At 72.8% G+C, this 20,901-nt stretch carries 20 protein-coding genes; 9 read left to right on the forward strand and 11 right to left on the reverse strand.

The window, feature by feature from the left end; genetic code table 11:
• Positions 1–270 precede the first annotated feature (270 nt).
• Both L3i22_RS40415 and L3i22_RS40420 read right to left on the reverse strand, forming a co-directional pair.
• Positions 271–933, reverse strand: coding sequence for a response regulator transcription factor (locus L3i22_RS40415; RefSeq protein WP_221322718.1), 663 nt, complete (start codon positions 931–933; stop codon positions 271–273).
• A complete protein-coding gene (locus L3i22_RS40420; protein ID WP_221322719.1) occupies positions 930–2,048 on the reverse strand; it encodes a sensor histidine kinase in 1,119 nt (372 codons plus the stop codon). Before L3i22_RS40420 ends, L3i22_RS40415 begins: the two co-directional genes overlap by 4 nt.
• Before the next feature lie 90 nt (positions 2,049–2,138).
• On the opposite strand from L3i22_RS40420, the gene L3i22_RS54015 reads away from it, so the two are divergent.
• Together L3i22_RS54015 and L3i22_RS54020 are read left to right on the forward strand one after the other, a co-directional pair.
• The gene (locus L3i22_RS54015; RefSeq protein WP_255657535.1) at positions 2,139–3,350 is read left to right on the forward strand and encodes an alkaline phosphatase family protein; all 1,212 of its coding nucleotides are present in this window, start codon (positions 2,139–2,141) and stop codon (positions 3,348–3,350) included.
• Entirely contained in the window at positions 3,311–4,129 is an 819-nt protein-coding gene (locus L3i22_RS54020) for a phospholipase domain-containing protein (RefSeq protein WP_255657536.1), read from the forward strand. Before L3i22_RS54015 ends, L3i22_RS54020 begins: the two co-directional genes overlap by 40 nt.
• 18 nt (positions 4,130–4,147) lie before the next feature.
• Here the strand turns inward: L3i22_RS54020 and L3i22_RS40430 are convergent, their stop codons facing one another.
• The gene (locus L3i22_RS40430; protein ID WP_221322720.1) at positions 4,148–5,440 is read right to left on the reverse strand and encodes a hypothetical protein; all 1,293 of its coding nucleotides are present in this window, start codon (positions 5,438–5,440) and stop codon (positions 4,148–4,150) included.
• A 184-nt stretch (positions 5,441–5,624) separates the two neighbouring features.
• On the opposite strand from L3i22_RS40430, the gene L3i22_RS40435 reads away from it, so the two are divergent.
• On the forward strand, positions 5,625–5,843 hold the full coding sequence (locus L3i22_RS40435; protein ID WP_221322721.1) for a PLD nuclease N-terminal domain-containing protein: 219 nt from the start codon (positions 5,625–5,627) through the stop codon (positions 5,841–5,843).
• Positions 5,844–5,911: 68 nt separating this feature from the next.
• Entirely contained in the window at positions 5,912–6,337 is a 426-nt protein-coding gene (locus L3i22_RS40440; RefSeq protein ID WP_221322722.1) for a PRC-barrel domain-containing protein, read from the forward strand.
• Here the strand turns inward: L3i22_RS40440 and L3i22_RS40445 are convergent.
• The 5 genes from L3i22_RS40445 to L3i22_RS40465 all read right to left on the reverse strand — a co-directional run bounded on the left by L3i22_RS40445 (position 6,325) and on the right by L3i22_RS40465 (position 12,179).
• On the reverse strand, positions 6,325–8,046 hold the full coding sequence (locus L3i22_RS40445) for an ABC transporter ATP-binding protein (RefSeq protein WP_221322723.1): 1,722 nt from the start codon (positions 8,044–8,046) through the stop codon (positions 6,325–6,327). The two genes, L3i22_RS40440 and L3i22_RS40445, sit on opposite strands and share 13 nt — an antisense overlap.
• The gene (locus L3i22_RS40450; RefSeq protein WP_255658752.1) at positions 8,043–9,596 is read right to left on the reverse strand and encodes an ABC transporter ATP-binding protein; all 1,554 of its coding nucleotides are present in this window, start codon (positions 9,594–9,596) and stop codon (positions 8,043–8,045) included. The genes L3i22_RS40445 and L3i22_RS40450 overlap by 4 nt, the downstream gene beginning before the upstream one ends.
• A gap of 186 nt (positions 9,597–9,782) precedes the next feature.
• Positions 9,783–10,310 (reverse strand): GNAT family N-acetyltransferase, encoded by a 528-nt coding sequence (locus tag L3i22_RS40455; RefSeq protein WP_221322725.1) that lies wholly within the window; start codon positions 10,308–10,310, stop codon positions 9,783–9,785.
• A 14-nt stretch (positions 10,311–10,324) separates the two neighbouring features.
• Positions 10,325–11,695 carry a pyridoxal-dependent decarboxylase gene (locus L3i22_RS40460; protein WP_221322726.1) on the reverse strand — a complete coding sequence of 457 codons (1,371 nt, stop codon included), beginning with the start codon at positions 11,693–11,695 and terminating at the stop codon, positions 10,325–10,327.
• A gap of 61 nt (positions 11,696–11,756) precedes the next feature.
• Positions 11,757–12,179, reverse strand: a complete 423-nt coding sequence (locus L3i22_RS40465; protein WP_255658753.1) for a hypothetical protein — start codon at positions 12,177–12,179, stop codon at positions 11,757–11,759.
• A gap of 111 nt (positions 12,180–12,290) precedes the next feature.
• Between L3i22_RS40465 and L3i22_RS40470 the strand changes: the two genes are divergently transcribed.
• Together L3i22_RS40470 and L3i22_RS40475 are read left to right on the forward strand one after the other, a co-directional pair.
• Positions 12,291–12,977 carry a response regulator transcription factor gene (locus L3i22_RS40470; protein WP_221322727.1) on the forward strand — a complete coding sequence of 229 codons (687 nt, stop codon included), beginning with the start codon at positions 12,291–12,293 and terminating at the stop codon, positions 12,975–12,977.
• The gene (locus L3i22_RS40475; protein ID WP_221322728.1) at positions 12,974–14,233 is read left to right on the forward strand and encodes a HAMP domain-containing sensor histidine kinase; all 1,260 of its coding nucleotides are present in this window, start codon (positions 12,974–12,976) and stop codon (positions 14,231–14,233) included. Before L3i22_RS40470 ends, L3i22_RS40475 begins: the two co-directional genes overlap by 4 nt.
• 204 nt (positions 14,234–14,437) lie before the next feature.
• Here L3i22_RS40475 and L3i22_RS40480 read toward each other — a convergent pair whose 3' ends face one another.
• From L3i22_RS40480 to L3i22_RS40490, 3 genes are all read right to left on the reverse strand, one after another.
• Complete coding sequence (locus L3i22_RS40480; protein WP_221330390.1) at positions 14,438–15,007, reverse strand: hypothetical protein; 570 nt, start codon at positions 15,005–15,007, stop codon at positions 14,438–14,440.
• A gap of 212 nt (positions 15,008–15,219) precedes the next feature.
• Positions 15,220–15,885, reverse strand: a complete 666-nt coding sequence (locus tag L3i22_RS40485) for a response regulator transcription factor (protein WP_221322729.1) — start codon at positions 15,883–15,885, stop codon at positions 15,220–15,222.
• Positions 15,873–17,174, reverse strand: coding sequence for a sensor histidine kinase (locus L3i22_RS40490; protein WP_255657538.1), 1,302 nt, complete (start codon positions 17,172–17,174; stop codon positions 15,873–15,875). The genes L3i22_RS40485 and L3i22_RS40490 overlap by 13 nt, the downstream gene beginning before the upstream one ends.
• 177 nt (positions 17,175–17,351) lie before the next feature.
• On the opposite strand from L3i22_RS40490, the gene L3i22_RS40495 reads away from it, so the two are divergent.
• The 3 genes from L3i22_RS40495 to L3i22_RS40505 all read left to right on the forward strand — a co-directional run bounded on the left by L3i22_RS40495 (position 17,352) and on the right by L3i22_RS40505 (position 20,237).
• Positions 17,352–17,867, forward strand: a complete 516-nt coding sequence (locus L3i22_RS40495) for a PadR family transcriptional regulator (RefSeq protein WP_221322730.1) — start codon at positions 17,352–17,354, stop codon at positions 17,865–17,867.
• Positions 17,864–19,237, forward strand: coding sequence for a DHA2 family efflux MFS transporter permease subunit (locus L3i22_RS40500; RefSeq protein WP_255657539.1), 1,374 nt, complete (start codon positions 17,864–17,866; stop codon positions 19,235–19,237). The genes L3i22_RS40495 and L3i22_RS40500 overlap by 4 nt, the downstream gene beginning before the upstream one ends.
• A 181-nt stretch (positions 19,238–19,418) precedes the next feature.
• Entirely contained in the window at positions 19,419–20,237 is an 819-nt protein-coding gene (locus L3i22_RS40505; protein WP_255657540.1) for a triacylglycerol lipase, read from the forward strand.
• Positions 20,238–20,901 lie beyond the last annotated feature (664 nt).

Genomic DNA, 20,901 nt, shown 5'->3' on the forward strand with positions numbered 1-20,901 from the left:
CGCCGCGCCCCGCCGCGCCCCGCCGCGCCCAGCCGCGCCCCGCCGCGCCCAGCCGCGCCCCGCCGCGCCCAGCCGCGCCCCGCCCCGCCGCGCCCAGCCCAGCCCGGCCGCCCGGCTTCTGCTCGCCACACCGCCCCATGCCGCCCCGCAGCGCCGCCGCGAGCGCCCCGTCAAGTCAAGGCCTCTAAGGCATCCTAGGAGGCTAGCCTGAATCCAACGCAGCAGCTCGGGAGGTGCGAAGCCGGCAAAACCCGCGGGAAGAGCGCCGCGTCAGGGGGCGCCGACGAGACCTGACTGATAGGCCAGGATCACGGCCTGCACCCGGTCACGCAACGCGAGCTTGGTCAGGATCCGCGAGACGTAGGTCTTCACCGTCTCCTGCCCGATCACCATCTGCCCGGCGATCTCCGCATTGGACAACCCCTCCGCGATCAGCCGGAACACTTCCAGCTCCCGCGGCGTGAGCACCGCCAGCCGCTCGTCCAACCCCGGCGCCGAAGCCCGGACCCGATCGCCGAACCGCCCGACCAGCCCCCGGGTCACCGCCGGCGCGAGCAGCGCCTCGCCCCGGGCCACGGTCCGGATCCCGTCGATCAGCTCGGCCGGCTGCGCGTCCTTGAGCAGGAACCCACTGGCCCCGGCCCGCAGCGCCGCATAGACGTATTTGTCCAGGTTGAACGTGGTCACCACGAGCACCTTGATCGGGTCGGCGACATCCGGCCCGGCCAGCCGCCGGGTCGCCTCGATCCCGTCGAGCACCGGCATCTGGATGTCCATCACCACGACGTCGGGCCGCAGCCGGTGCGCGAGCTGCACCCCCGACTCCCCGTCGGACGCCTCGCCGACCACCTCGAGGTCCGGCTGGAGTCCGAAAACGGTCACGAACCCGGCCCGGATCAGCGCCTGGTCGTCGCAGACCAGCACCCGGATCACGCGCCGGCCCCGAGCGGCAGCCGAACCCGTACGGTGAAATCGCCTTGGGGGTTTCCGGTGGCCTCGAAGGTGCCGCCGAAGACCTTGACCCGCTCGCCCAGCCCGGTCAGGCCGCGCCCGGGCACCACCGCGCCGCGGAAGGAACCTTCGGTGACCACCTCGATCTCGGTTCCTTCCGTCGCGTGCCGCACCCGCACCCGGGTGGGTCGTCCCTGCGCGTGCTTCACCGCGTTGGTCAGCCCCTCCTGCACCACCCGGTAGATCGCCAGCCCGAGTCCGCCGTCCGGGCCGGGCCCGCCCTCCTCGGCGAAGTCGACCGGTTGCCCGGCCCGGCGCATCCGCTCGACCAGGTCGGTCACGCGGCCGGGCTCGTGCTCGGCGAGGGCGTTCCCGTCCAGGACGCCGAGCAGCCGCCGCAGCTCGGTCAGCGCCTCCCGCCCGCTCCGGCCGACCGCGGCGATCCCGTCGGCGGCGCGCGCCGCGTCGGCGGTGACGAGCAGCCCGGCCATGTCGGCCTGCACCACCATCGCGGTGACGTGGTGGGTGACCACGTCGTGCAGTTCCCGCGCGATCCGGCCCCGCTCGTCACTGATCGCCAGGCGCACGCTGGCCTCCCGTTTCCGCAGCTCGTCGTGCTGTCGCGAGCGCACCCACGCGCCCGCGCCCCAGCACGCCGCGAGCACCACGAAGAACGTCGCGTAGTTGATCACGTGCTCGGTCGAGCCCCGCTCGTGCAGCGCGATCGCGAGCGCCACGTAGCCGGCCACCCCGGCCGCGGCCACCTCCCGGCGGAACCGCTCCTGGTGCGCGCCGACGCTGTAGAGCACGAGCAGCAGCGCCATCCCGGCGATCGTCACCGGATAGCCGCCGAGCTGGTAGACGCCCCAGGCGAGCCCACCGGCCGCGAGGCTGACCGCCGGCCAGCGTCGGCGCGGCACCAGGGCCAGGGCCTGGATCACCAGCAGCCCGAGGCTGAGCCCGGTGGCGCCGTGCAGGTGCAGTTCACCGATCTGGAGGCCGAGCTCGGCGAGGCCGGGCACGAACGCGGCGACGATCAGCAACCCGGCGCCGACGGCGTCCCGGACCATCGGGCTCAGCCCTCTCCACCAGCGCACGAGGAGGAAGCTTAGTCGCCCCGAGAATGGCGTCATCAACACCCGTAAATGTCACCGCGGGGCTACCTTCGGTGCATAGCGTCCGCGGCCGTGGCCAGCGTGGATCGTCGCAAGTTTCTGCAGATGCTGGGCATGCCGGCGATAGCCGCCGCCATGCCCACGGGCCTCGAGAAGGCCCTCGCCATCCCGGCGAACAATCGCACCGGGTCGATTCAGGACGTCGAGCACGTCATCTTCCTGATGCAGGAGAACCGTTCGTTCGATCACTACTTCGGCACGCTCCGCGGCGTCCGCGGGTTCGCCGACCCGCACCCGGCGCGCAAGCCGTCCGGCGAGTCCGTGTGGCACCAGGACGGGCTGCTGCCGTTCCGGCCGGACGTCGAGGACCTGGGCGGCACCTTCCTCCCGGATCCGCCGCACGGGTGGGACGACACGCACGCCGCCTGGAACGCCGGGCGGTACGACAAGTGGGTGCCCAACAAGGGCGTGCAGACCATGACCCACCACACCCGGGCGGATCTGCCCTACCACTTCGCGCTCGCGGACGCGTTCACGGTCTGCGACAACTACCACTGCTCGCTGCTCGGCCCGACCGACCCGAACCGCTACCACATGTGGTCCGGCTGGGTCGGCAACGACGGCCGGGGTGGCGGCCCGGTGATCACCAACGCCGAGGCCGGCTACGACTGGACCACCTATCCGGAGCGGCTGGAGGAGGCCGGCGTCTCGTGGAAGGTGTACCAGGACGTCGGGCTCGGCCTGACCGCCGCCGGGTACTGGGGCTGGACCTCGGACCCGTTCATCGGCAACTACGGCGACAACGCCCTGCTCTACTTCCACCAGTACCAGAACGCGCAGCCCGGGGACCCGCTCGCGGACAAGGCGAAGACCGGCACCGAGGTGAACGAGCTCGGCCGCAGCCCCGAGCAGCTGCTCGCCGACTTCCGTAAGGACGTGGAGAACGGGACGCTGCCGGAGGTCTCCTGGATCGTCGCGCCGGAGGCGTACACCGAGCACCCGAACTGGGAGCCGCACTACGGCGCCTGGTACGTCTCGCAGGTCATCGACATCCTGGCGGCGAACCCGGCGATCTGGTCGAAGATGGCGCTGTTCGTCACGTACGACGAGGAGGGTGGTTTCTTCGATCACCTCGTCCCGCCGACGCCGGACCCGGCGCGCTCGACCGTCTCCACGGCCGACGAACTCTACGGAGGCGGGGCGGGCACCAGGCCGGGCCGTACGGATTCGGCATCCGCGTCCCGATGCTCGTCGTCTCCCCGTGGACCCGCGGCGGCTGGGTGAACTCGCAGGCGTTCGACCACACCTCACTGATCCGGTTCCTGGAGCGCCGCTTCGGGATCGCCGAGCCGAACATCACCCCGTGGCGGCGGGCCGTCGCCGGCGATCTGACCAGCGCGTTCGACTTCACGACGCCGAATCGTCGCCCGGTCGACCTGCCCGAGACGGCGCAGTTCAAGCCGGCCGAGCTGACCCGGCAGCCGGACGAGATCCCGGTCCCGCCGGCCGATCCGGAGCTGCCGGCGCAGGAGCGCGGCGTCCGGCCGGCCCGGGCGCTGCCCTACACCCTGCACGCGGACGCGACCGCCGACACCATCGAACTGCACAACATCGGAAAATCAACGGCGGTTTTCGGCGTACGGCCGTCGGGCGCCGACCCGAGGTCCTTCACGGTCGAACCCGGCAAGCATCTGATCAGCGGGTTCACCAGCGACGACGTCGAGGTGCACGGGCCGAACGGGTTCTACCGCCGGTTCCGCCGCGGCGACGTCAAGCTGGTGGTGCGGGCCCGCTACGACGAGCGCCGGGACACCGTCCTGCTGGAGATCCGCAACAACGGCCGGAGCCACGCCCAGGTCACCGTCGCGGACCGGTACACCCGGCACGCGGCCACCCTGAGCCTGCGCCCCGGCACCACCCGGACCTCGCAGATCGACGCGAGCCGCACGCACGGCTGGTACGACGTCACGGTCACCTCGGGCAGCACCGTGACGCAGTACGCCGGCCACCTGGAGAACGGTACGGACAGCATCACCGACCCGGGCATGGGCGGCCTGATCTGAGCACCGGCACGGCCTGCCTCAGAGCTGGGACCGGATCCAGCCGAGGCAGGCCTTGTCCACCTCCGCGAACGGGGTGCCGAACGCGCTCGCCGAGGCCTCGTCGTCGGACTTGCCGTCGCGGGCCATCGCGCTCACGAACGCCACCATCTTCTGCTCGCCGTACTTCGTGGCCAGGCAGTCGACGGCGAAATGTCCGTACCCGTAATAGGCATTGATCTTTTTCGGATCGTCCCAGTCGAGCGACGGCACCTCGATGCCCCGCGGCGCGGCCGAGGACCCGACGAGCTGCCGGACGGCGGCCTTGCGCGGCGACTGCGCGGCGTGGCGCGGGTAGTGCCCGATGTACTCGGCGACGCCCTCGGTCAGCCACTCCTCGTGCACGTCGAAGACCAGCTTCTTGCCGGTGTCGTTGCGGTTGCCGAGCGAGACGACGTGCCCCATCTCGTGCTGGATGGTGTCGGCCAGCTCGGCGCGGGTCCGGTTGCCGCTCATCTTGATCATGATCTCGCTCTGCACGTCGTTGATCGCGACGGTCAGGCCGATCACGCCGTTCTCCCGCGACATCGAGCTGTTGAACCAGCGCTTCCACTGCTTGTCGTCGGCGAGGTAGACCCGGTAGCGCTGCTGCGGATTGCGGAACTCGCCGGCGAACCGGTCGGCGAAGACCGCGGCCTTCTCGGCCACCTCGAGCGCCTCCTTCGCCCGGCCCGCGACCGCCGGGGCGGCCGCGACGGTGACCCGGTTGCCGTCCGCCACGACCAGGTCGCCGGCCTGCCACGGCATCGGCTCGCGCGACTTCTCCGCCCGGTCCGCGAACACGCTGGTGATCAGGAACTTCCCGGCCACCTGCTGGAACGAGAAGGTCTCCTTGATCCGCGGCGCGCCCAGGTCGATCCCGTCCTCCGGCAGGATGTCCGGGCAGCTCGGCAGGCTGAAGCAGAAGCCGGAGTAGATCGTGTCGCTGAACTGGGTGTCGGCCGCCCCGACAAAGGGCTTGTTGCCGCGCGCGTAGGCGAACTGGCTGACGTGCAGCGCCCGGAGCACCTTGAAACGCTTCCGGAAGTACGCCACGGTGTCGGTCTGCGCCGGATCGACCGGCGCCAGCCAGCCGGCCTCGTCGCCACCGATCAGCGCCGCCGCCTGCCCCTGCAGCATCGCCATCACGGCATCCGCCGGGCCGCCGGCCGCCGCGTCCACCGCACTCGCCGCGCCGGCCTTCGCACCCGCGGCCTTCACCTCCGCCGCCGACGTGGCCGCCGCCGGCACCTCGCCGCCGCCCCGGCCGAACACCACCACGAGCACGCCGGTCACGGCCAGAATCCCGATCACCGCGGCGGCGACCAGCCTTCGTCGCGGTCCGCCCGGGGGCACGGCAGGCGATTGCTCCGGTACGGGCTCCGGCCGCGCCGCCCTGATCCCATGCTCACTCATCGCTCCCCCAAAACCCGCACGCATCGCCGACCATGGATCTAACCCGATGCGCTAGGTTCACGCCATGGCCCAGAAGAAGACGTGGCACGACCTGTCCCGCGGTCAGCAGCGCGCCATCCTCGTCATCGGCGCCGCCGAGCTGGTGGTCACCACGATCGCCGCGATCGACCTGATCCGCCGCCCGGCCGACCGGATCCGCGGCCCGAAGCCGGCCTGGTTCCCGGCCCTGGCCGTCCAGCCGTTCGGCCCCCTCGCCTACCTGCGCTGGGGCCGTCGCCGCTGATCAGCCGGGTGTGCGAAATGCCGGGATCGGGTATCCCTCCGGTAGCCAGTACCAGGGAGGCGAGTGCGATGACGACCCCGAGCAGCAGCATCGAGCTGATCAAGTTGAGTGACAGCGACCGGATGGTCGGTGATCCGGCCGAGGACATCCGCGGGCGCACGGTCCAGGACCGGGACGGCAATGACCTGGGCCGGGTCGACGACCTGCTGATCGACCCGGAGGAGCAGAAGGTCCGGATGCTGCACGTGGCGCACGGCGGCATCCTGGGCTTCGGCGCGACCTCGTCCTACGTCCCGATCGAGGCGATCCGGGCGATCGACGACGACGTCGTGCACGTGGCCGAGCCGAAGCAGATCGTGGCCGGGGCGCCGCGCTACGACCCGGAGCTGATCGACGCCACCGAGTACTACAACGAGCTGTACCGGCATTACGGCTACGCGCCGTTCTGGAGCAACGGCTACATCTACCCGGGCTATCCGTACTACCGCATCTGATCGGCCCGGTGCCAAGAGCGCCACAGCGCGGCGTAGGGCCCGCCGGCGGCGAGCAGCTCGTCGTGCGTGCCGAGCTCGATGATCCGCCCGTCGTCCATCACGGCCACCCGGTCGGCGTCGTGGGCGGTCTGCAGGCGGTGCGCGATGGCGATCACGGTCCGGCCGTGCAGCACCGCCGCCAGGGCCCGTTCCGCGTCCCGGGCGGCGGTCGGGTCGAGCAGCGCGGTCGCCTCGTCCAGGATGACCGTGTGCGGGCCGGCCAGCAGCACCCGGGCCAGCGCGAGCTGCTGGGCCTGCGCCCCGTCCGGCGGCAGCGCCCCGAGGTCGCGGTCCAGGTCGCCGGCCCAGTCCGCGCCGACCGTGGCCAGCGCGCGGCGCAGCTCGTCGTCCGGGGCGGCCACCATCAGGTTGTCGCGCACCGACTCGCGGAACACGTGCAGCTCCTGGGTGACCAGCACGACCTGGGTGCGCAGCTGCTCCGGCGGCAGGTCGGCGATCGGCACGCCACCAGCGGTGACGGTGCCGGCCGTGGGGTGGTCGACGCCGGCCAGCAGACGGGCCAGGGTGGACTTGCCGGCCCCGGAGAGTCCGACGATGGCGAGGCGCTCCCCCGGCCGTACCGTCAGATCGATGTCGTGCAGAACGTCGCGGCCGGCGTCGTAGGCGAAGCGGACGCCGCGCACCTCGATCCGGTCGCCATCCGGAAGTGATCCGATGGTGGTCGGCGCCGCCGGCGCCGCGGCCAGGCCCTCGACCCGGGCGAACGACGCGGCCGCCGCCTGCAGCTGCTCGATCCGGATCAGCAGCGTGTCCAGCGGATTGACCAGCTGACGCAGGTAGAGCACGGCCGCCCCGACCGTCCCCAGGCTGACCCGGTGCTCCATGTAGAGCCACCCGCCGAGCAGCAGCACCAGCACCACGGGCACCGCGTAGGAGACCTCCACGACCGGGAAGAACACGGTACGCAGGCCGAGCGTGATCATCCTGGTCCGGCGGGTGTCGTCGATCGCCGCGTGCCCGGCCGCGAGCCGCCGGTCGGCCAGCCCGAACGCCTCGATGGTCCGCGCGCCCGAGGTGTTCGCGGCCAGCTCCTCGGCCAGCCACGAGTTGGCCGCGCCCTCGCGCAGGTACGCGTCCCGGGCGCGGCGCAGGTACCACCGGGTGACGAACCAGACGCCGGAGAGGCCGAGCACCCCGGCCGTGCCGAGCAGCGGGTTCAGCACCAGCACCGCGACGATGATGAACACCATCTCGACCAGGCCGATCAGGATCTGCGGCAGCACGTCCCGCAGCGTGCCGGCGACCGCGTCGACGTCGGTGGTGCCGCGGGCCGCCAGGTCACCGGCGGGCACCCGCTCGACGACCGAGGCCGGCAGCGCCAGCGCACGGCGCAGGAACGTCTCGCGGATCCGGGCCGAGGTGCGCTCGCCGAAACGGTAGGCGAGCGCCAGCGCCCAGCGCGACAGCAGCGTCTGGGCGACCGCGCAGGCCAGCACGGCCAGCGCCAGCCGGTCGACGGCGTGCACGCCACCGCCGGCGGACACCGTGTCGATCACCCGGCCGAGCAGCCACGGGGCGCCCAGGCCGGCGATCGCGGCCAGCGAGTTGAGCCCGACCATCGCGGCGACCGACCGCTTGTCGGCGGCGATCAGCCGCAGCGTGGCCTTGACGACCAGTTTCTGATCGGCGATCGGGAGCGCGGCGCTCATCCTTCCGCCTCCTCGCCGAACACCCGGGTGACCAGGGTGCGGTAGCCGGGCTCGGCGGCCAGCAGCTCGCGGTGCGTGCCGGTCGCGGCGACCCGCCCGCCGACCAGGTAGTGCACGGTGTCGGCGCGGTCCAGCAGCACCGGCGAGGTGGTCGCCACGACCGTGCCCTGCCCGGCCCGCGCGGCGGCGAGCCGCTCGGCGATCGCCGTCTCGGTGTGCGCGTCGACCGCCGAGGTCGGCTCGGCGAGCAGCAGCATCTCCGGGTCGGCGTAGAGCGCGCGGGCCAGCCGGAGCCGCTGCCGCTGGCCGCCGGAGAGGTTGCGGCCACCCCACTCGACCGGGCGGTCCAGGTCGGTGGCGACGTCGTGGGCCACCGCGGTGTCGATCGCGGCCCGGATCAGGTCGTCGTCGGGCTCGTGCCGGCCGGCGACCACGTCGCGCAGCGGGCCGGCGAACAGGTCGGCGCCGTTCTCGGCGACCAGGATCCGCTCGCGCACCACGTCCCGCGCGATCTCGTCGAGCCGCAGATCCGCCCAGGTCGTGGCGGCCGGCAGGTAGCGGCCGAGCCGGTCGAGCACCTCGGTCGCGTCGGCCGGGCGGACACCGGCCAGCGCGGTGAGCCGGCCGGGCTCGGCGGTCACGCCCGAGTCGGGGTCGTGCAGGCCGGCCGGGCCGGGTGGACCGGCGCCGCCGGCCGGGTCGTCGAGCGGCAGGTTCAGGAAGCCGGTGACGCGGCGGGCGGCGACCAGGCCGTACGTCAGGTCGAAGCCGCAGAAGATCAGCACGCTGACCGGGATGACCAGCATCGCGGTGTAGCCGTAGACCGCGATCAGCTGCCCGGCGCTGATCTCGCCGGTCGCCGCCATCCGCGCGGCCACCCAGATCACCACGGCCAGGAACACCATCGGCAGGCCGTCGCCGAGCGCGTTGACCCAGCTGGACGGACGGCCCACCCGGTAGCCCTGGTCGCGCAGCCGGGACGACTCCCGCACGTAGCGGGCCAGGTGGGTGGCGCTGCCGCCGAGCCCGTTCAGCACGCGCAGCCCGCCGACCACGTCGACCAGCCGGGCGTTGAGCGTGCCCTGCCGCTCCCGGTACCGCGAGCCGGCCCGCTGGGTGCCCCGCAGCAACGGGCCGACCAGCACGCCGAGCGCCGGGACGCCGATCAGCACGACCAGGGCGAGCTGCGGGGACGTGCGGTGCAGCAGGGTGGCGATCACCGCGCAGGCCACGATCGAGGCGACGCCGATGCCCCCGACGTTCATCGCCCGGCCGATCAGCCACACGTCGGAGATGCCGATCGTGACCACCTCGCCGGCGGTGATCCGGCGGGGCAGCGCGGCGCCGAGCCGGGTGGCGTGGGTGAGCACCTGGTCGGCGGTGCGCAGGGCGGCGGCGATCCGCAGCTTGGTCATGCTGCGGTGGCGCATGATGCCCAGGCCGGCGCCGGCCAGCCCGCACGCGAGCACGCCGGCGGACCAGCCGATCAGCGGGCCGGCCTGGCGCGCGGTGATGCCGCGGTCGATGGCCTGGGAGATCAGGTACGGCATCGCGGCGAGGCTGAGGAACCACAGCGACCCGAACAGCGCGCCGAGCGCGACCCGGCCCTTGAGCTGTCGTGTCAGCCACCACAGGTATCGACCGGGTCCCCGTTCCACACCGGACATCCTGCCGTCACCGGCACCCGCCCGGAACCGATTTATCCGGCTTGCGGCAGCGGGCTACGTCACATCCGGTCAGTCCAGGATGCGCCGCATGCGCAGGCTGCGGATGTGGTCGTCCTCGCGGGACAGGTCCGCCTGCACCGTCTCCACCGGCTGGAACCCGCGCGCCCGGTAGAACCCGATCCCGGCGCCGTCGCCGAGGAACACCGACAGCCACATCTCGGTCCCACCGGCCGCCCGGACCTGCTCGGTGACCCGCTCCAGCAGCAGGGTGCCCAGCCCGCGGGCGCGCTCGGCCGGCTCCAGGTAGATCAGGTGCAGCTCGCCGACGCCCGGCCCGGTCATCCCGCCGCCGGCCGCGCCGACCAGCCGCCCGTCCTCCTCGGCCACCTGGTACCCGAACCACTTCGGCGGGTTCGCCGGCACCTGCCGGGCCACCCGCGCCGACCCGAAGTAGATGTCCACGGTCCGGTCGATGTAGCCGGGCGGCAGCAGCTCCCGGTACGCCGCCCGATACGCCGAGGTGCAGATGTCCGCGATCCGATCCGCATCGGCGCTGGTCGCGGATCGGGCAACGGCGGTCAACGATGATCGAGGCACGACGACACCCTAGATCACTCCGCGAGGACCTCCCGGAGGACGGCGAGCACCCGGTCGACGTCCCCGTCCCGGGTGCGCCAGTTGCTGAACGCGGCCCGCAGCGCCGGCCCACCCCCATGAACGGTCGGCGTCAGGAACGCCTCACCCGAGGCCGCGACGGCCTTCAGGATCGCTTCCACGTCACCCTCAACCCCAAAACACACGACATTGAGACGTACGGGCGAAAGCAGCCGAACCCCGGGCAGGGTCGCCACCTCCGCGCCGAAGCGACGGGCCAGCGCGACGTTCCGCGCCACGATCTCGCGGTGCCCGTCGGCGCCGTAGGCGGCCAGCGCGAACCAGGCGGACAACGCGCGCAGCCGCCGCGAGTTCTCCGGCGTCAGGTGGAACGGGTCCGGGTCGGGGCCGGGCGCGGTCAGGTAGGCGGCGGCGTTCTGGAACACGCTGACCTGCAGGTCCTGACGCCGGGTGAACTGGACCGCGGCGTCGTACGGGACGTTGAGCCACTTGTGCAGGTCGATGCAGATCGAGTCGGCCAGGTCCAGGCCGTCGACCAGGTGCCGGTGCTCCGCGGTCAGCGCGGCGAACCCGCCGAACGCGGCGTCGACGTGCAGCCAGAAGTCGTGCCTGCCCTTCAGCGCGGCGATCGCCCGCAGGTCGTCGAAGTCGACGGTGTTGACCGTGCCGGCGTTGGCGACCACGATCGCCGGACCCACGGTCTCGGACAGGCACCGGTCCAGCTCGGCGACGTCGACCGCCTCGCGATCGGGTTGAACCGGCACGATCCGGAGCTGGTCGCGGCCGATGCCGAGGATCGACAACGCCTTGTAGACGCTGGAGTGCGGCGCGCCGGACAGGACCGTGATGTCACCCAGGGCGGTGACCCCCTGCCGGGCGACGCTGACGCCCTTGCGTTCGCCGAGCCACTCCCGGCCGATCGCCAGGCCGACGGTGTTCGACATGGTCGCGCCGGTTACGAACGTACCGTCGAAATCGTCTTTCAAATGGAAGAGGGACCGCAGCCATCCGACCGTCTCGCGCTCCAGATCGACCGCCGACGAGCCCACGCGGGCGCTCGCGTTCTGGTCGAACGTGCCGGTCAGCCAGTCGCCCAGCAGCGCGGCGGGCGTCGCGCCGCCGGTGACGAAGCCCAGGTAGCGCGGGCCGGCGCTGCCGGAGAAACCGGGCGCCCAGCGCTCCCGGAACACCTCCAGGGCCTGCGCGGCGCCGAGGCCGGCCGCCGGGAGCGGCACCGGGTCGAAAGCCGGCGGCGGCACCGCGGCCGGCCGGTCGTCGAGGCCGTCCAGGACGCCGGCCGCGTAGTCACGCGCGGCGGTCAGCAGGTCGGGCAGGTCCGCGAGGTCAGCGGCGAGGCGAGGGTCCACCAGGGCACGGTAGGCGGCCGGCGGCGGTGCCGTCGCGGTCCACTTCAGCGGGCCTGGCCCGTCAGTCGTCGTTGCGTTCGGTGACCAGCGGGGTGCCGCCGGAGCAGCTCAGCTTGACCTTCACGCGGTCGTGGTTGTCCCGGACACTGCGGAACTCGCCCTCGCGGACCTGCTTCTCGTGCACGGCGAAGCCCTGCGCCGGCGACATCGAGACGATCCCGTCGCAGTCGGCGACCACCGTCCCGCCCCGGGTCCGGAACGAGCTCTCCGCGCTGCCGGTCGCCGGCGACGGCCCGATCGAGGCGGCCACACTCGCGGTCGGCGTCGCGGACACCTCGGACAGCGCCCGCTCGACGTCCGCCTCGCTCATCGTGTCGGCTTCCCGGCCGGTCAGGCCGACCAGGCCGATCCCGACCACCCCGACCAGCACCGCGAGGGCGGCTGCCACCAGCCACCCCGCGACGATCACCGCACGCTGCCCCATCGAACTCACCGGGCCACTATGCGCCCGGCTTCGCTAAGCCGCCCCCGGGACACGGATAAGGGACGGTTAAGAACGCCCCGGACGCCCGGGACGAGCGGTTACCGTGCAGCCGTGGCGAGACTCCTGCTGATCGAGGACGATCCGGCTATCCGGAACACCCTGCTGCGTGCCCTGCGCGACCGCGGGCACGCGGTGGCCGCGTCGCCGGCCGCGATGGACGGCCTGCAGACCGCGCTCGCCGAGCGACCGGATCTGATCGTCCTGGACCTCGGCCTGCCCGACCTGGACGGACGGGAACTGCTGCGGATGCTGCGGGCGGTCAGCCGGATCCCGGTGATCATCGCGACCGCCCGGGACGAGGAGACCGAGATGGTCCGGCTCCTGGACGCGGGCGCCGACGACTACGTGGTGAAGCCGTTCACCGCCGCGCAGCTCGACGCGCGGATCCGGGCGGTGCTGCGGCGTGGCCCGTCGTCGGACGGTGGCGCCGACCCGGCGCTGGTCGTCGGCGGGCTGCGGATCGACCTCGGCGCGCGGGAGGTGACCCTGGACGGCGCCGCGGTCGACCTCACCCCGCGCGAGTTCGACCTGCTGCACCACCTCGCGCAGCGGGCCGGGCAGGTGGTCACCAAGCGGGAGCTGCTCAGCGAGGTGTGGCAGGTGCCGTACGGCGGCGCGGACAAGACCGTCGACGTGCACCTGTCCTGGCTGCGGCGCAAGCTCGGGGAGACCGCGCAGGAGCCGCGCTACCTGCACACCGTGCGCGGGGTCGGGGTCAAGCTGAGCGAGCCGGCGTGAGGGCGCGACTGACCCTGCTGGTCGCGGCGACCACGGTGCTCGTCCTGCTGGCGTTCCTGGTGCCGATCGCGCTGCTGCTCCGGCAGGTCGCCCACGACCAGGCGCTGAACCGGGCGAACGCGGTGATCCAGGCGATCGTGCCGCTCGCCGGGGGTGACGTGGGGGCGCTGGGGCTGGCGGTGACGGCCACCGCCGTACCGGTGACGGTCTTTCTCCCGGACGGCAGCCAGGTCGGCGCACCGGCCACCGCGACCCCCGCGGTCCGGCTGGCCGCGGCCGGCGGCCAGGCCCTGACCGTGGCCACCGGCGCCGGACGGGAACTGGTCGTCCCGGTCGTCGGCGCCACCGGGACAAGCGTCGTGCGCGCCGAGGTCACCGACGCCGAACTGGCCCGCGGCGTGTCCCGGTCCTGGCTCACCCTGGCCGGGCTCGGCGCCGCACTGCTCCTGCTCGGCCTGCTCGTCGCGGACCGGCTGGCCCGCACGATCACCGCCCCGATCACCCAGCTCAGCGAGGTCTCCCACCGGCTGGCCGGGGCCGAGCTGACCGCCCGGGCCGCCCCCGCCGGGCCGCCGGAACTGCGCGAGGTGGCCGGGGCGCTCAACCACCTCGCCGGGCGCATCCAGGACCTGCTCGCCGCGGAACGGGAACGGGTCGCCGACCTGTCGCACCGGCTGCGCACGCCGCTGACCGCGCTACGCCTGGAGGCCGAGTCGCTGCGGGACCCGGACGAGGCGGTGCGGGTGGCGTCGGCGGCCGACGGGGTGGCCCGCGCGGTCACCGCGGTCATCCAGCAGGCCCGGCGCGACGTCACCGCGCCGTCCGCGGGGTGCGACGCGACCGCGGTGGTGACCGATCGGGTGGCGTTCTGGCGGGTCCTCGCCGAGGACACCGGGCGGGTGGTGACCCAGTCCCTGCCGGACCGGCCACTGCCGGTCGCGGTGGCCGCCGACGATCTGGCGGCGGCGCTGGACGCGCTGCTCGGGAACGTGTTCGCGCACACGCCGGACGAGACGCCGTTCTCGGTCACGCTGGCCGGGCAGCCGGGGGGCGGCGCGATCCTGACCGTCGCGGACGAGGGGCCGGGCTTTCCGGCGGCCGCGGCCGAGCGCGGTGCCTCGGGCGGCGACTCGACCGGGCTGGGGCTGGACATCGCCCGCCAGATCGCGGCGTCATTCCAGCTCAGCGGCGGCCCGGGCGGTGCGGTGGTCACGCTTTCACTCGCCCCGGCCCCACCTCTCCCACCTCCGTCTTAACCCTCCCCGCCTCCCCGCCTCCCCGCAGTCGCCTCCCCGCAGTCGCCTCCCCGCAGTCGCCTCCCCGCAGTCGCCTCCCCGCAGTCGCCCTCTCCGCCCCCGGCCCGGGCCGCCCACCGCACGTATTGCGGCATCTCGGCGGCACCGCGACGCGCGGCGACACCTCGGCGGCTCTGCGCCATGCGCTGCGGTCGGGGCGGCGAGTCAGAGCAGGTCGCGCCAGAACGGGACGGTGGCTTCGGGCTCGGTGTCGCCCCAGGTCGCGGATCCGAACTCGTGGCCGATCCAGTCGGCGAGGTCCAGGCCGTAGTAGATGATGTCGGTCTGCCAGACCGAGAGCACCGGGTGACCGGCGTGCCCGGGCCCGGCCGGCAGGTAGCGATGCCCGTAGACCGGCACCAGCGCCGGGACCTCGGCGAGCCGGGCCTTCGCGGTCCGCCCCGCTTCGGACTTGGACTTCGGGCGCGGACCCCAGTCGTCGTGCCAGTAGCCGTTGCTCTTGACGTCGAAGAGCACGCCCTCGACCGGCCAGGCGAGCGCCTCGCGGAGCTTGGCGGGCTTGCCGTTTCGCCAGTCCGGCCACGGCTCCTGATGGGCGGAGATCACGCCCGGGATCGCCGGCTCGGGGCGGGTGTTGACCGGCAGCCCGGCGGCCAGGAACGCCCGGTGGTCCGGCGCGAACACGAACCCGAACTCCGCCTCGACCCGATCGAACTCGGCGTCGCTGAGCCCCGTCGCGACGTCGCAGACAGACCGCTGCCGAAGCCGGCGCATCGCCTCGGCACCAAGCCGGCGACCGGCATCAGCCGTCGTCACCGGAGGTCACCGCACTCAGGGCCGACGGAACGCCACCGAAGCCGGCGCATAGCCTCGGCGCCGCGGCGGTGAGCGGCGTCAGGCGCCGTCATGGGAAGTCACCGCGCCCAGGGCAGGCGGGACGCCATTGAGGCCGGCGCATCGCCTCGGTGCCGCGGCGGTGAGCGGCGTCAGGCGTCGTCATGGGAGGTCACCGCGCCCAGGTAGGTGAGCACGGCCCGGACGCGACGGTTGGTGTCGTCGTCGGGGTGCAGGTTCAGCTTGGCGAAGATCGTCGTGGTGTATTTGCTGATCGCGCCCTCGCTGAGGAACAGCCGGGCCGCGATCGCGGTGTTGGAGATGCCCTCGGCCATCAGCGCGAGGACCTGGCGTTCCCGCTCGGTGAGGGCGTCGAGCGGGTCGGCGCGGCGCGGGCGGCCCAGGAGCTTGGCGACGACCGCCGGGTCGAGCGCGGTGCCGCCGTTGGCGACCCGGGTCAGCGAGTCCATGAAGTCGTCGGCGTCGATGACCCGCTCCTTGAGCTGGTACCCCACGCCGCCGTGCTCGTCGGCGAGCAGCTCGCGGGCGTAGAGCTGCTCGACGTGCTGGGACAGGATCAGCACCGGCAGGCCGGGGATCTCCCGGCGGGCGGCCAGCGCCGCCTGGAGCCCCTCGTCGGAGAAGGTCGGAGGCAGCCGGACGTCCAGGATCGCGACGTCGGGACGCTCGCCGAGCAGGGCCTCGAGGGCGGCCGGACCACTGTCGACGGCGGCGACCACCTCGTGGCCGTAGGCCTGGAGGAGGCGGACCAGCCCGTCACGGAGCAGGAACAGGTCTTCGGCGATCACAACACGCATGGCACCGACACCGTAGCGCGCGTGGGCCCGCCCTCGGGACTCCGGATCTCCAGCCGGCCGCCGAACGCGGCCACCCGGCGCCGGATCCCGGCCAGCCCGGAGCCGGGCGAGGCCGGGGAGATGCCGCCGACGCCGTCGTCGGTCACCCGCGCGACCAGGGTCTCCTCACCGTATTCCAGGTCGACCGTCACGTGGCTCGCGTGGGCGTGCTTGGCCACGTTCGCCAGCAGCTCGGCGACGGCGAAGTAGATCGCGGACTCCAGCGGCCGCTCCGGGCGGGCCGGGACCGCGGCGTGCACCTCGACCTCGACCGGGACATCCAGCGCGAGGGCCCGGACCGCGTCGACCAGGCCGCGCTCGACCAGGACCGGCGGGTTGATGCCGCGGACCAGCGACCGCAGCTCCTCCAGGGCGGCCTTCGACGAGGCGCGGGCGTCGGCGAGGATCACCTTCGCCGCTTCCGGGTCGGCGTCGACCATCCGCTCGGCGGCCTGCATGGACATGCCCATCGCGACCAGCCGGGCCTGCGCGCCGTCGTGCAGGCCGCGCTCGATGCGCTCCAACTCGGCGGCCTGCGTCTCGGTCAGGTCGGCCTGGATCGTCTCCAGCTCCCGCACGCGCCGGCCGAGGCGGGTCCCCGCGTTCGGCCCGAGGAAACGCTCCGCGACCGGCTGGAAGATCAGCCAGGCGAGCGGCGCGACCGCCAGGGCGGCCAGCAAGATCAAGATCCCGATCACGGTACGGCCGTAGAGCACCGACCCGAGCCCGGCGACCAGCCCGGCCAGGGGCAGCGCCGTCACCGGGAACACGGTCACGCCCGCCACGACCGCCCACAATCCGTCCCACTTGACCTGCGGGTCGTGGAAGCGGGCGTTCATCCGGGCCCGGCGGCGCGCCTCCCGTTCGGACTTGTGGTACTCCACCCCGTCCCACCAGAACCCGGTCGCCATCCGGGTGACCGGGGACGGCCCTCGATAGTCGACGGCCAGGTCGAGGCCGAGCCAGCGGCTCGCTCGGCGCCGCGCGGCCTGGGCCAGGGGCCGGCTGGTCAGCGCGTGCGTCATCCACAGTGCCCCGGCGAGCCAGAGCAGGACCGCGACGGTCTGGCCGACCCCGACCGCGATCCGGCCGATCAGCGGCGCACCCGGCCCCGGGCTCCACGTCCCGGCGAACAGCGCCCCGCCCCACCCGACGGCCACCGCGACGAGCGGCAGCACGCAGGTCAGCGCGGCCAGCGTCAGCGATCGATAGAGCCCGGCCCCGATCCGGCCCGGTATTCGTGTCAGCACCGCACTGCCCTCCCCCGTTCGTTCGGCGATACGGAGAAGTTACGGCTGCCGGGCCGCTCGCCGACACCAGGCAGGCCTCCCAATGGGGTGGGGTTGTCCCCACCGGGGCCGGCCCCACCCGGGGCCGGAGCATGGATTGACTTGCTTCGTCCAGCGTAACCTAGGTTAGAGTGGACTATGTTCCTCGACATCCTGATCCTCGTTCACCTGCGGGGCGCGCCGATCCACGGCTACGAGCTCAAGCGCAAGGTCTCCGAGACCACGGCAGTGGCGCTGAACAACAACACGCTCTATCCCGCGCTGCGCCGGTTCGAGGCGGCCGGCGCGGTGACCAGGACCGCCGAGCAGCAGACCGGGCGGCCGCCACGGCACGTCTACGAGATCACCGCGGTCGGCCTGGAGCTGCTGCACGACATGATCGCCGAGCTGCCGCCGGAGCTGGCCGGCGACGAGCCCGAGTTCCTCACCCGGCTCGGCCTGTTCGAAGAGCTCACGCCGGACGAGCGGGCCGCCGTGCTGGACGCGCGCGACCGGGCGCTGGCCACCGCGCTCGACCATCTGACCCGGCAGGCCGCGCGCGCCGAGGGCAGCCGGCACAACCGGGACTGGGGCAGCCTGGTCGCCACCGAGCTGATCGCCCGCACCGAGCGCGAGCGCGCCTGGCTCGACGAGTTGAAACGGAGATCCGCGTGACCGAGACTGCACAGCGTCTGAGCGGCCCCGCCCAACTCGGGCTGATGATCGGCCCGGTGCTGACCATGGTGGACTCCAGCATCGTCAACGTCGCCGTCGCGGACATCGCACGGGAGCTGCACACCGGGCTGGACGGGGTGCAGTGGGTGGTCAGCGGCTATCTGCTGGCGCTCGCGGCCGGGCTGGCGGCGTCCGCCTACCTGGCTCGGCGGTTCGGTGCGCTCACGACGTACCAAATCGCCTTGATTGGTTTTGTCGCCGCGTCAGCGGCCTGCGCCGCAGCCCCCAGCGTTCCGATTCTGATCGCCTGCCGCGTGGCCCAGGGTCTGCTCGGCGCACCGCTCGTGCCGCTCGCGATGACCCTGCTGCTGGGCCGGCAGGGCGCCGCGCGGCGCATCCCGATCGCAACCGGCCTGCTGTTCTTTCTCGCCCCGGCGCTCGGGCCGACGCTCGGCGGCGTGCTCGTCGCGGCCGGTGGCTGGCCCTGGATCTTCCTGGTCAACGTGCCGGTCGGCCTGATCGGGCTGCTCGCCCTGCGGCGCGTCCCGGCCGACGCCGCGCCGCCCGGGGATCCGGCGGCCCGCTTCGATCCGATCGGTCTCGCGCTGCTCGCGGCAGGTTTGACCCTCGCGCTGTACGGGGTCAGTCGCGCCCCGATCGCCAGCTGGAACAGTCCGATAGTGATCGGCACAATCGGGGGTGGGCTGGCGCTGCTCGGCGGCTATCTGCGGTGGGCGCGGCGGCGCGCGCAACCCGCCGTCGACCTCGCGCTGCTGCGCCACGGGCAGTCCCGGCTCGCGCTCGGGCTCAGCGTGGTGTCGTCCGTGGTGGCCTACGCGGCGGTCTTCCTGCTGCCGGTCTTCACCCAGGCCGTGCAGGGACATTCCACGCTGGCCACCGGTCTGGCGCTGCTCCCGCAAGGTCTGATCACCGGCGTCGGCACCGCGCTGGGGCAACGGCTGGCCACCCGGATCTCGGTACGGACGCTGGTCACCGCCGGGTTCGTGGTGCTCGCCGCGACGAGTGCCGGGCTGCTGCTCCTGCACGCGGACACGCCGCTGTGGGTGACCGCGGTGATCCTCTCCGGGCGGGCCGTGGCGATCGGGTTCGGGATCACGCCGTTGCTGTTCGCGATGCTCGGCCCGCTCGACGACGGGCAGCTGGCGGACGGGACCACGGTGTTCAACATCGCGCAGCGGCTGGGTGGGGCGCTCGGGGTGAGCCTGCTCGCGACCACGTATGCGGCGTTTTCTCGGACGACTGATCCGGTGACCGGTTTTCATCACATTGGAGTGATCCTTACCGGAATCGCGCTCGGGGCGGCGGCGTTTGCGTTGTTCCTCGCGCCGGTCCGGCAACCGAGGTCGTAGCTGGATCGTTTCGGACGACGTGAGCCTCCCGATCTTGTTGTCTGTCGCGATGTTGGCGGTGCCCGCGTCGGTGCCGTCCGTGCCGTCGGTTTCCGCATCATCGGCGTCCGCATCGCTTGCGGCCGTGCCGGTCAGGGCTGCTTCCGCGGAGCCGGGGCTGTGGTGCACCGGGAATCCGGCGGTGAGCGCCCGCGCCGGGCGGACGCCGGTTCTGCTGATCCACGGCACCACGTCCAACTCGCGGGCGAACTTCTCCTGGAACTGGGATCGCGCGTTCGACGCCGAGGGCCGGGCGCACTGCGACGTCGACCTGCCCGACAGCGGCAACGGCGACATCCAGATCGCCGCGGAACATGTGGTGCGGGCGATCCGGTATCTGCACCATGCTTCCGGTACGAAGATCGACCTGGTCGGGCACAGTCAGGGCGGGATGATCGGGCGCTGGGCGATGAAGTACTACCCGGACACCCGTCACATGATCGACGACTATGTCTCGCTCGCCGCGTCGAACCATGGGACCCAGGAGTTCGTCGTGCAGTGTGCGGCGCAGACGGTCTGCTCGGCGGCGTACTGGCAGCAGCGGGCCGGGTCACGATTCCTGGACGCGCTGAACGAGGGGCCGGAGACGTGGCCGGGGGTCAGTTACACGCAGCTCTATACGCGGTATGACGAGATCATTCTGCCGTACCGGTTGTCGGCGCTGCCGGGTGCGCCGAACGTCAGCAACCTTGCCGTTCAGGAGCTGTGCCCGCTGGAGACTGTTGAGCACTTCGGGATGGCGTATGACAATGCTGCCTGGCTGCTCGGTATGGATGCGATCCGGCATCCTGGGCCGGCTCGGCTGGGTCGGGTCAGCCGGGCGAGCTGTGGGTGGCCGTTGATGCCGGGGGTGGATCCGTTGCGGTTTCCGGCTAACTCGGCGGCGGCGCTGGCTCAGAGTGCCAAGTCCATGCTGGTTACCCCGCAGCTCGCGGGTGAGCCGGCGCTGCGGCGGTTTTAGCTGCGACGGTTTTAGCTGCGGCGCTTTACTCGCCGGGCCGGTTGGGCTGCCGGCGGGCCGGTTCGGCCGCTGCCACGCCGGTTCCGCCGCCGCAACGCCGCTTCACCTGCCACGCCGCTTCAGCCGCTACACCGCTTCGGCCGCAGTCGCGCTGCTTCGGCCGCGGCCGTGGCATTTCCAAGCAGGCCCGGGCCTCGGGCCTTGGCCCGCAGCCTCGGGAAGCTCCGGTTTCGCCGGCTCTCGCCTCGTCCAAACTGCGCCGGAATCGCCCCCACAGACCCCGCCCACCAGGGGGCTGACCGCCACCGACCATTCTCCCGGAAATGGGCAAGATCCCGCGGGCGGCCTGTGGATAACCGGCCAGTGTGGATAACCGCAAATGATCATGAAAACGCGATCTAATCGAGGGCGAGGCCAGCACCCTCCGCCACTTCGAGGACTGGCCTCCGGTGCGGGACGGCGCGACGAAGCAACGGCATCCGCGATGCGGGCCGGCACAGCGCGGGTCGAGGCTGCGCAAGACGGCGCAGTGCGGCGCGTGGCGTGGTGTGGCGGCGCGAGCAGCGAATGCCAGCGCGAGGCGAGGCGGCCCGAGGCGAGGCGGCCCGTGGAAGCTCGGGGCCGGACCGGGCGCCGCGAGGCGAGGTGGGCCCCTCGACGCCAC

Origin of the sequence: Actinoplanes sp. L3-i22 (genome assembly GCF_019704555.1) — a bacterium.
Taxonomy (GTDB): Bacteria; Actinomycetota; Actinomycetes; order Mycobacteriales; family Micromonosporaceae; genus Actinoplanes.

Coding starts and splice junctions, on each gene's coding strand:
- L3i22_RS54020 (WP_255657536.1), top strand. CDS start 3,311: ATGCTCGTCGTCTCCCCGTGGACCCGCGGCGGCTGGGTGAACTCGCAG.
- L3i22_RS40440 (WP_221322722.1), top strand. CDS start 5,912: ATGACGACCCCGAGCAGCAGCATCGAGCTGATCAAGTTGAGTGACAGC.
- L3i22_RS40435 (WP_221322721.1), top strand. CDS start 5,625: ATGGCCCAGAAGAAGACGTGGCACGACCTGTCCCGCGGTCAGCAGCGC.
- L3i22_RS40495 (WP_221322730.1), top strand. CDS start 17,352: ATGTTCCTCGACATCCTGATCCTCGTTCACCTGCGGGGCGCGCCGATC.
- L3i22_RS40485 (WP_221322729.1), bottom strand. CDS start 15,885: ATGCGTGTTGTGATCGCCGAAGACCTGTTCCTGCTCCGTGACGGGCTG.
- L3i22_RS40480 (WP_221330390.1), bottom strand. CDS start 15,007: ATGCGCCGGCTTCGGCAGCGGTCTGTCTGCGACGTCGCGACGGGGCTC.
- L3i22_RS40465 (WP_255658753.1), bottom strand. CDS start 12,179: ATGGGGCAGCGTGCGGTGATCGTCGCGGGGTGGCTGGTGGCAGCCGCC.
- L3i22_RS40450 (WP_255658752.1), bottom strand. CDS start 9,596: ATGCCGTACCTGATCTCCCAGGCCATCGACCGCGGCATCACCGCGCGC.
- L3i22_RS40445 (WP_221322723.1), bottom strand. CDS start 8,046: ATGAGCGCCGCGCTCCCGATCGCCGATCAGAAACTGGTCGTCAAGGCC.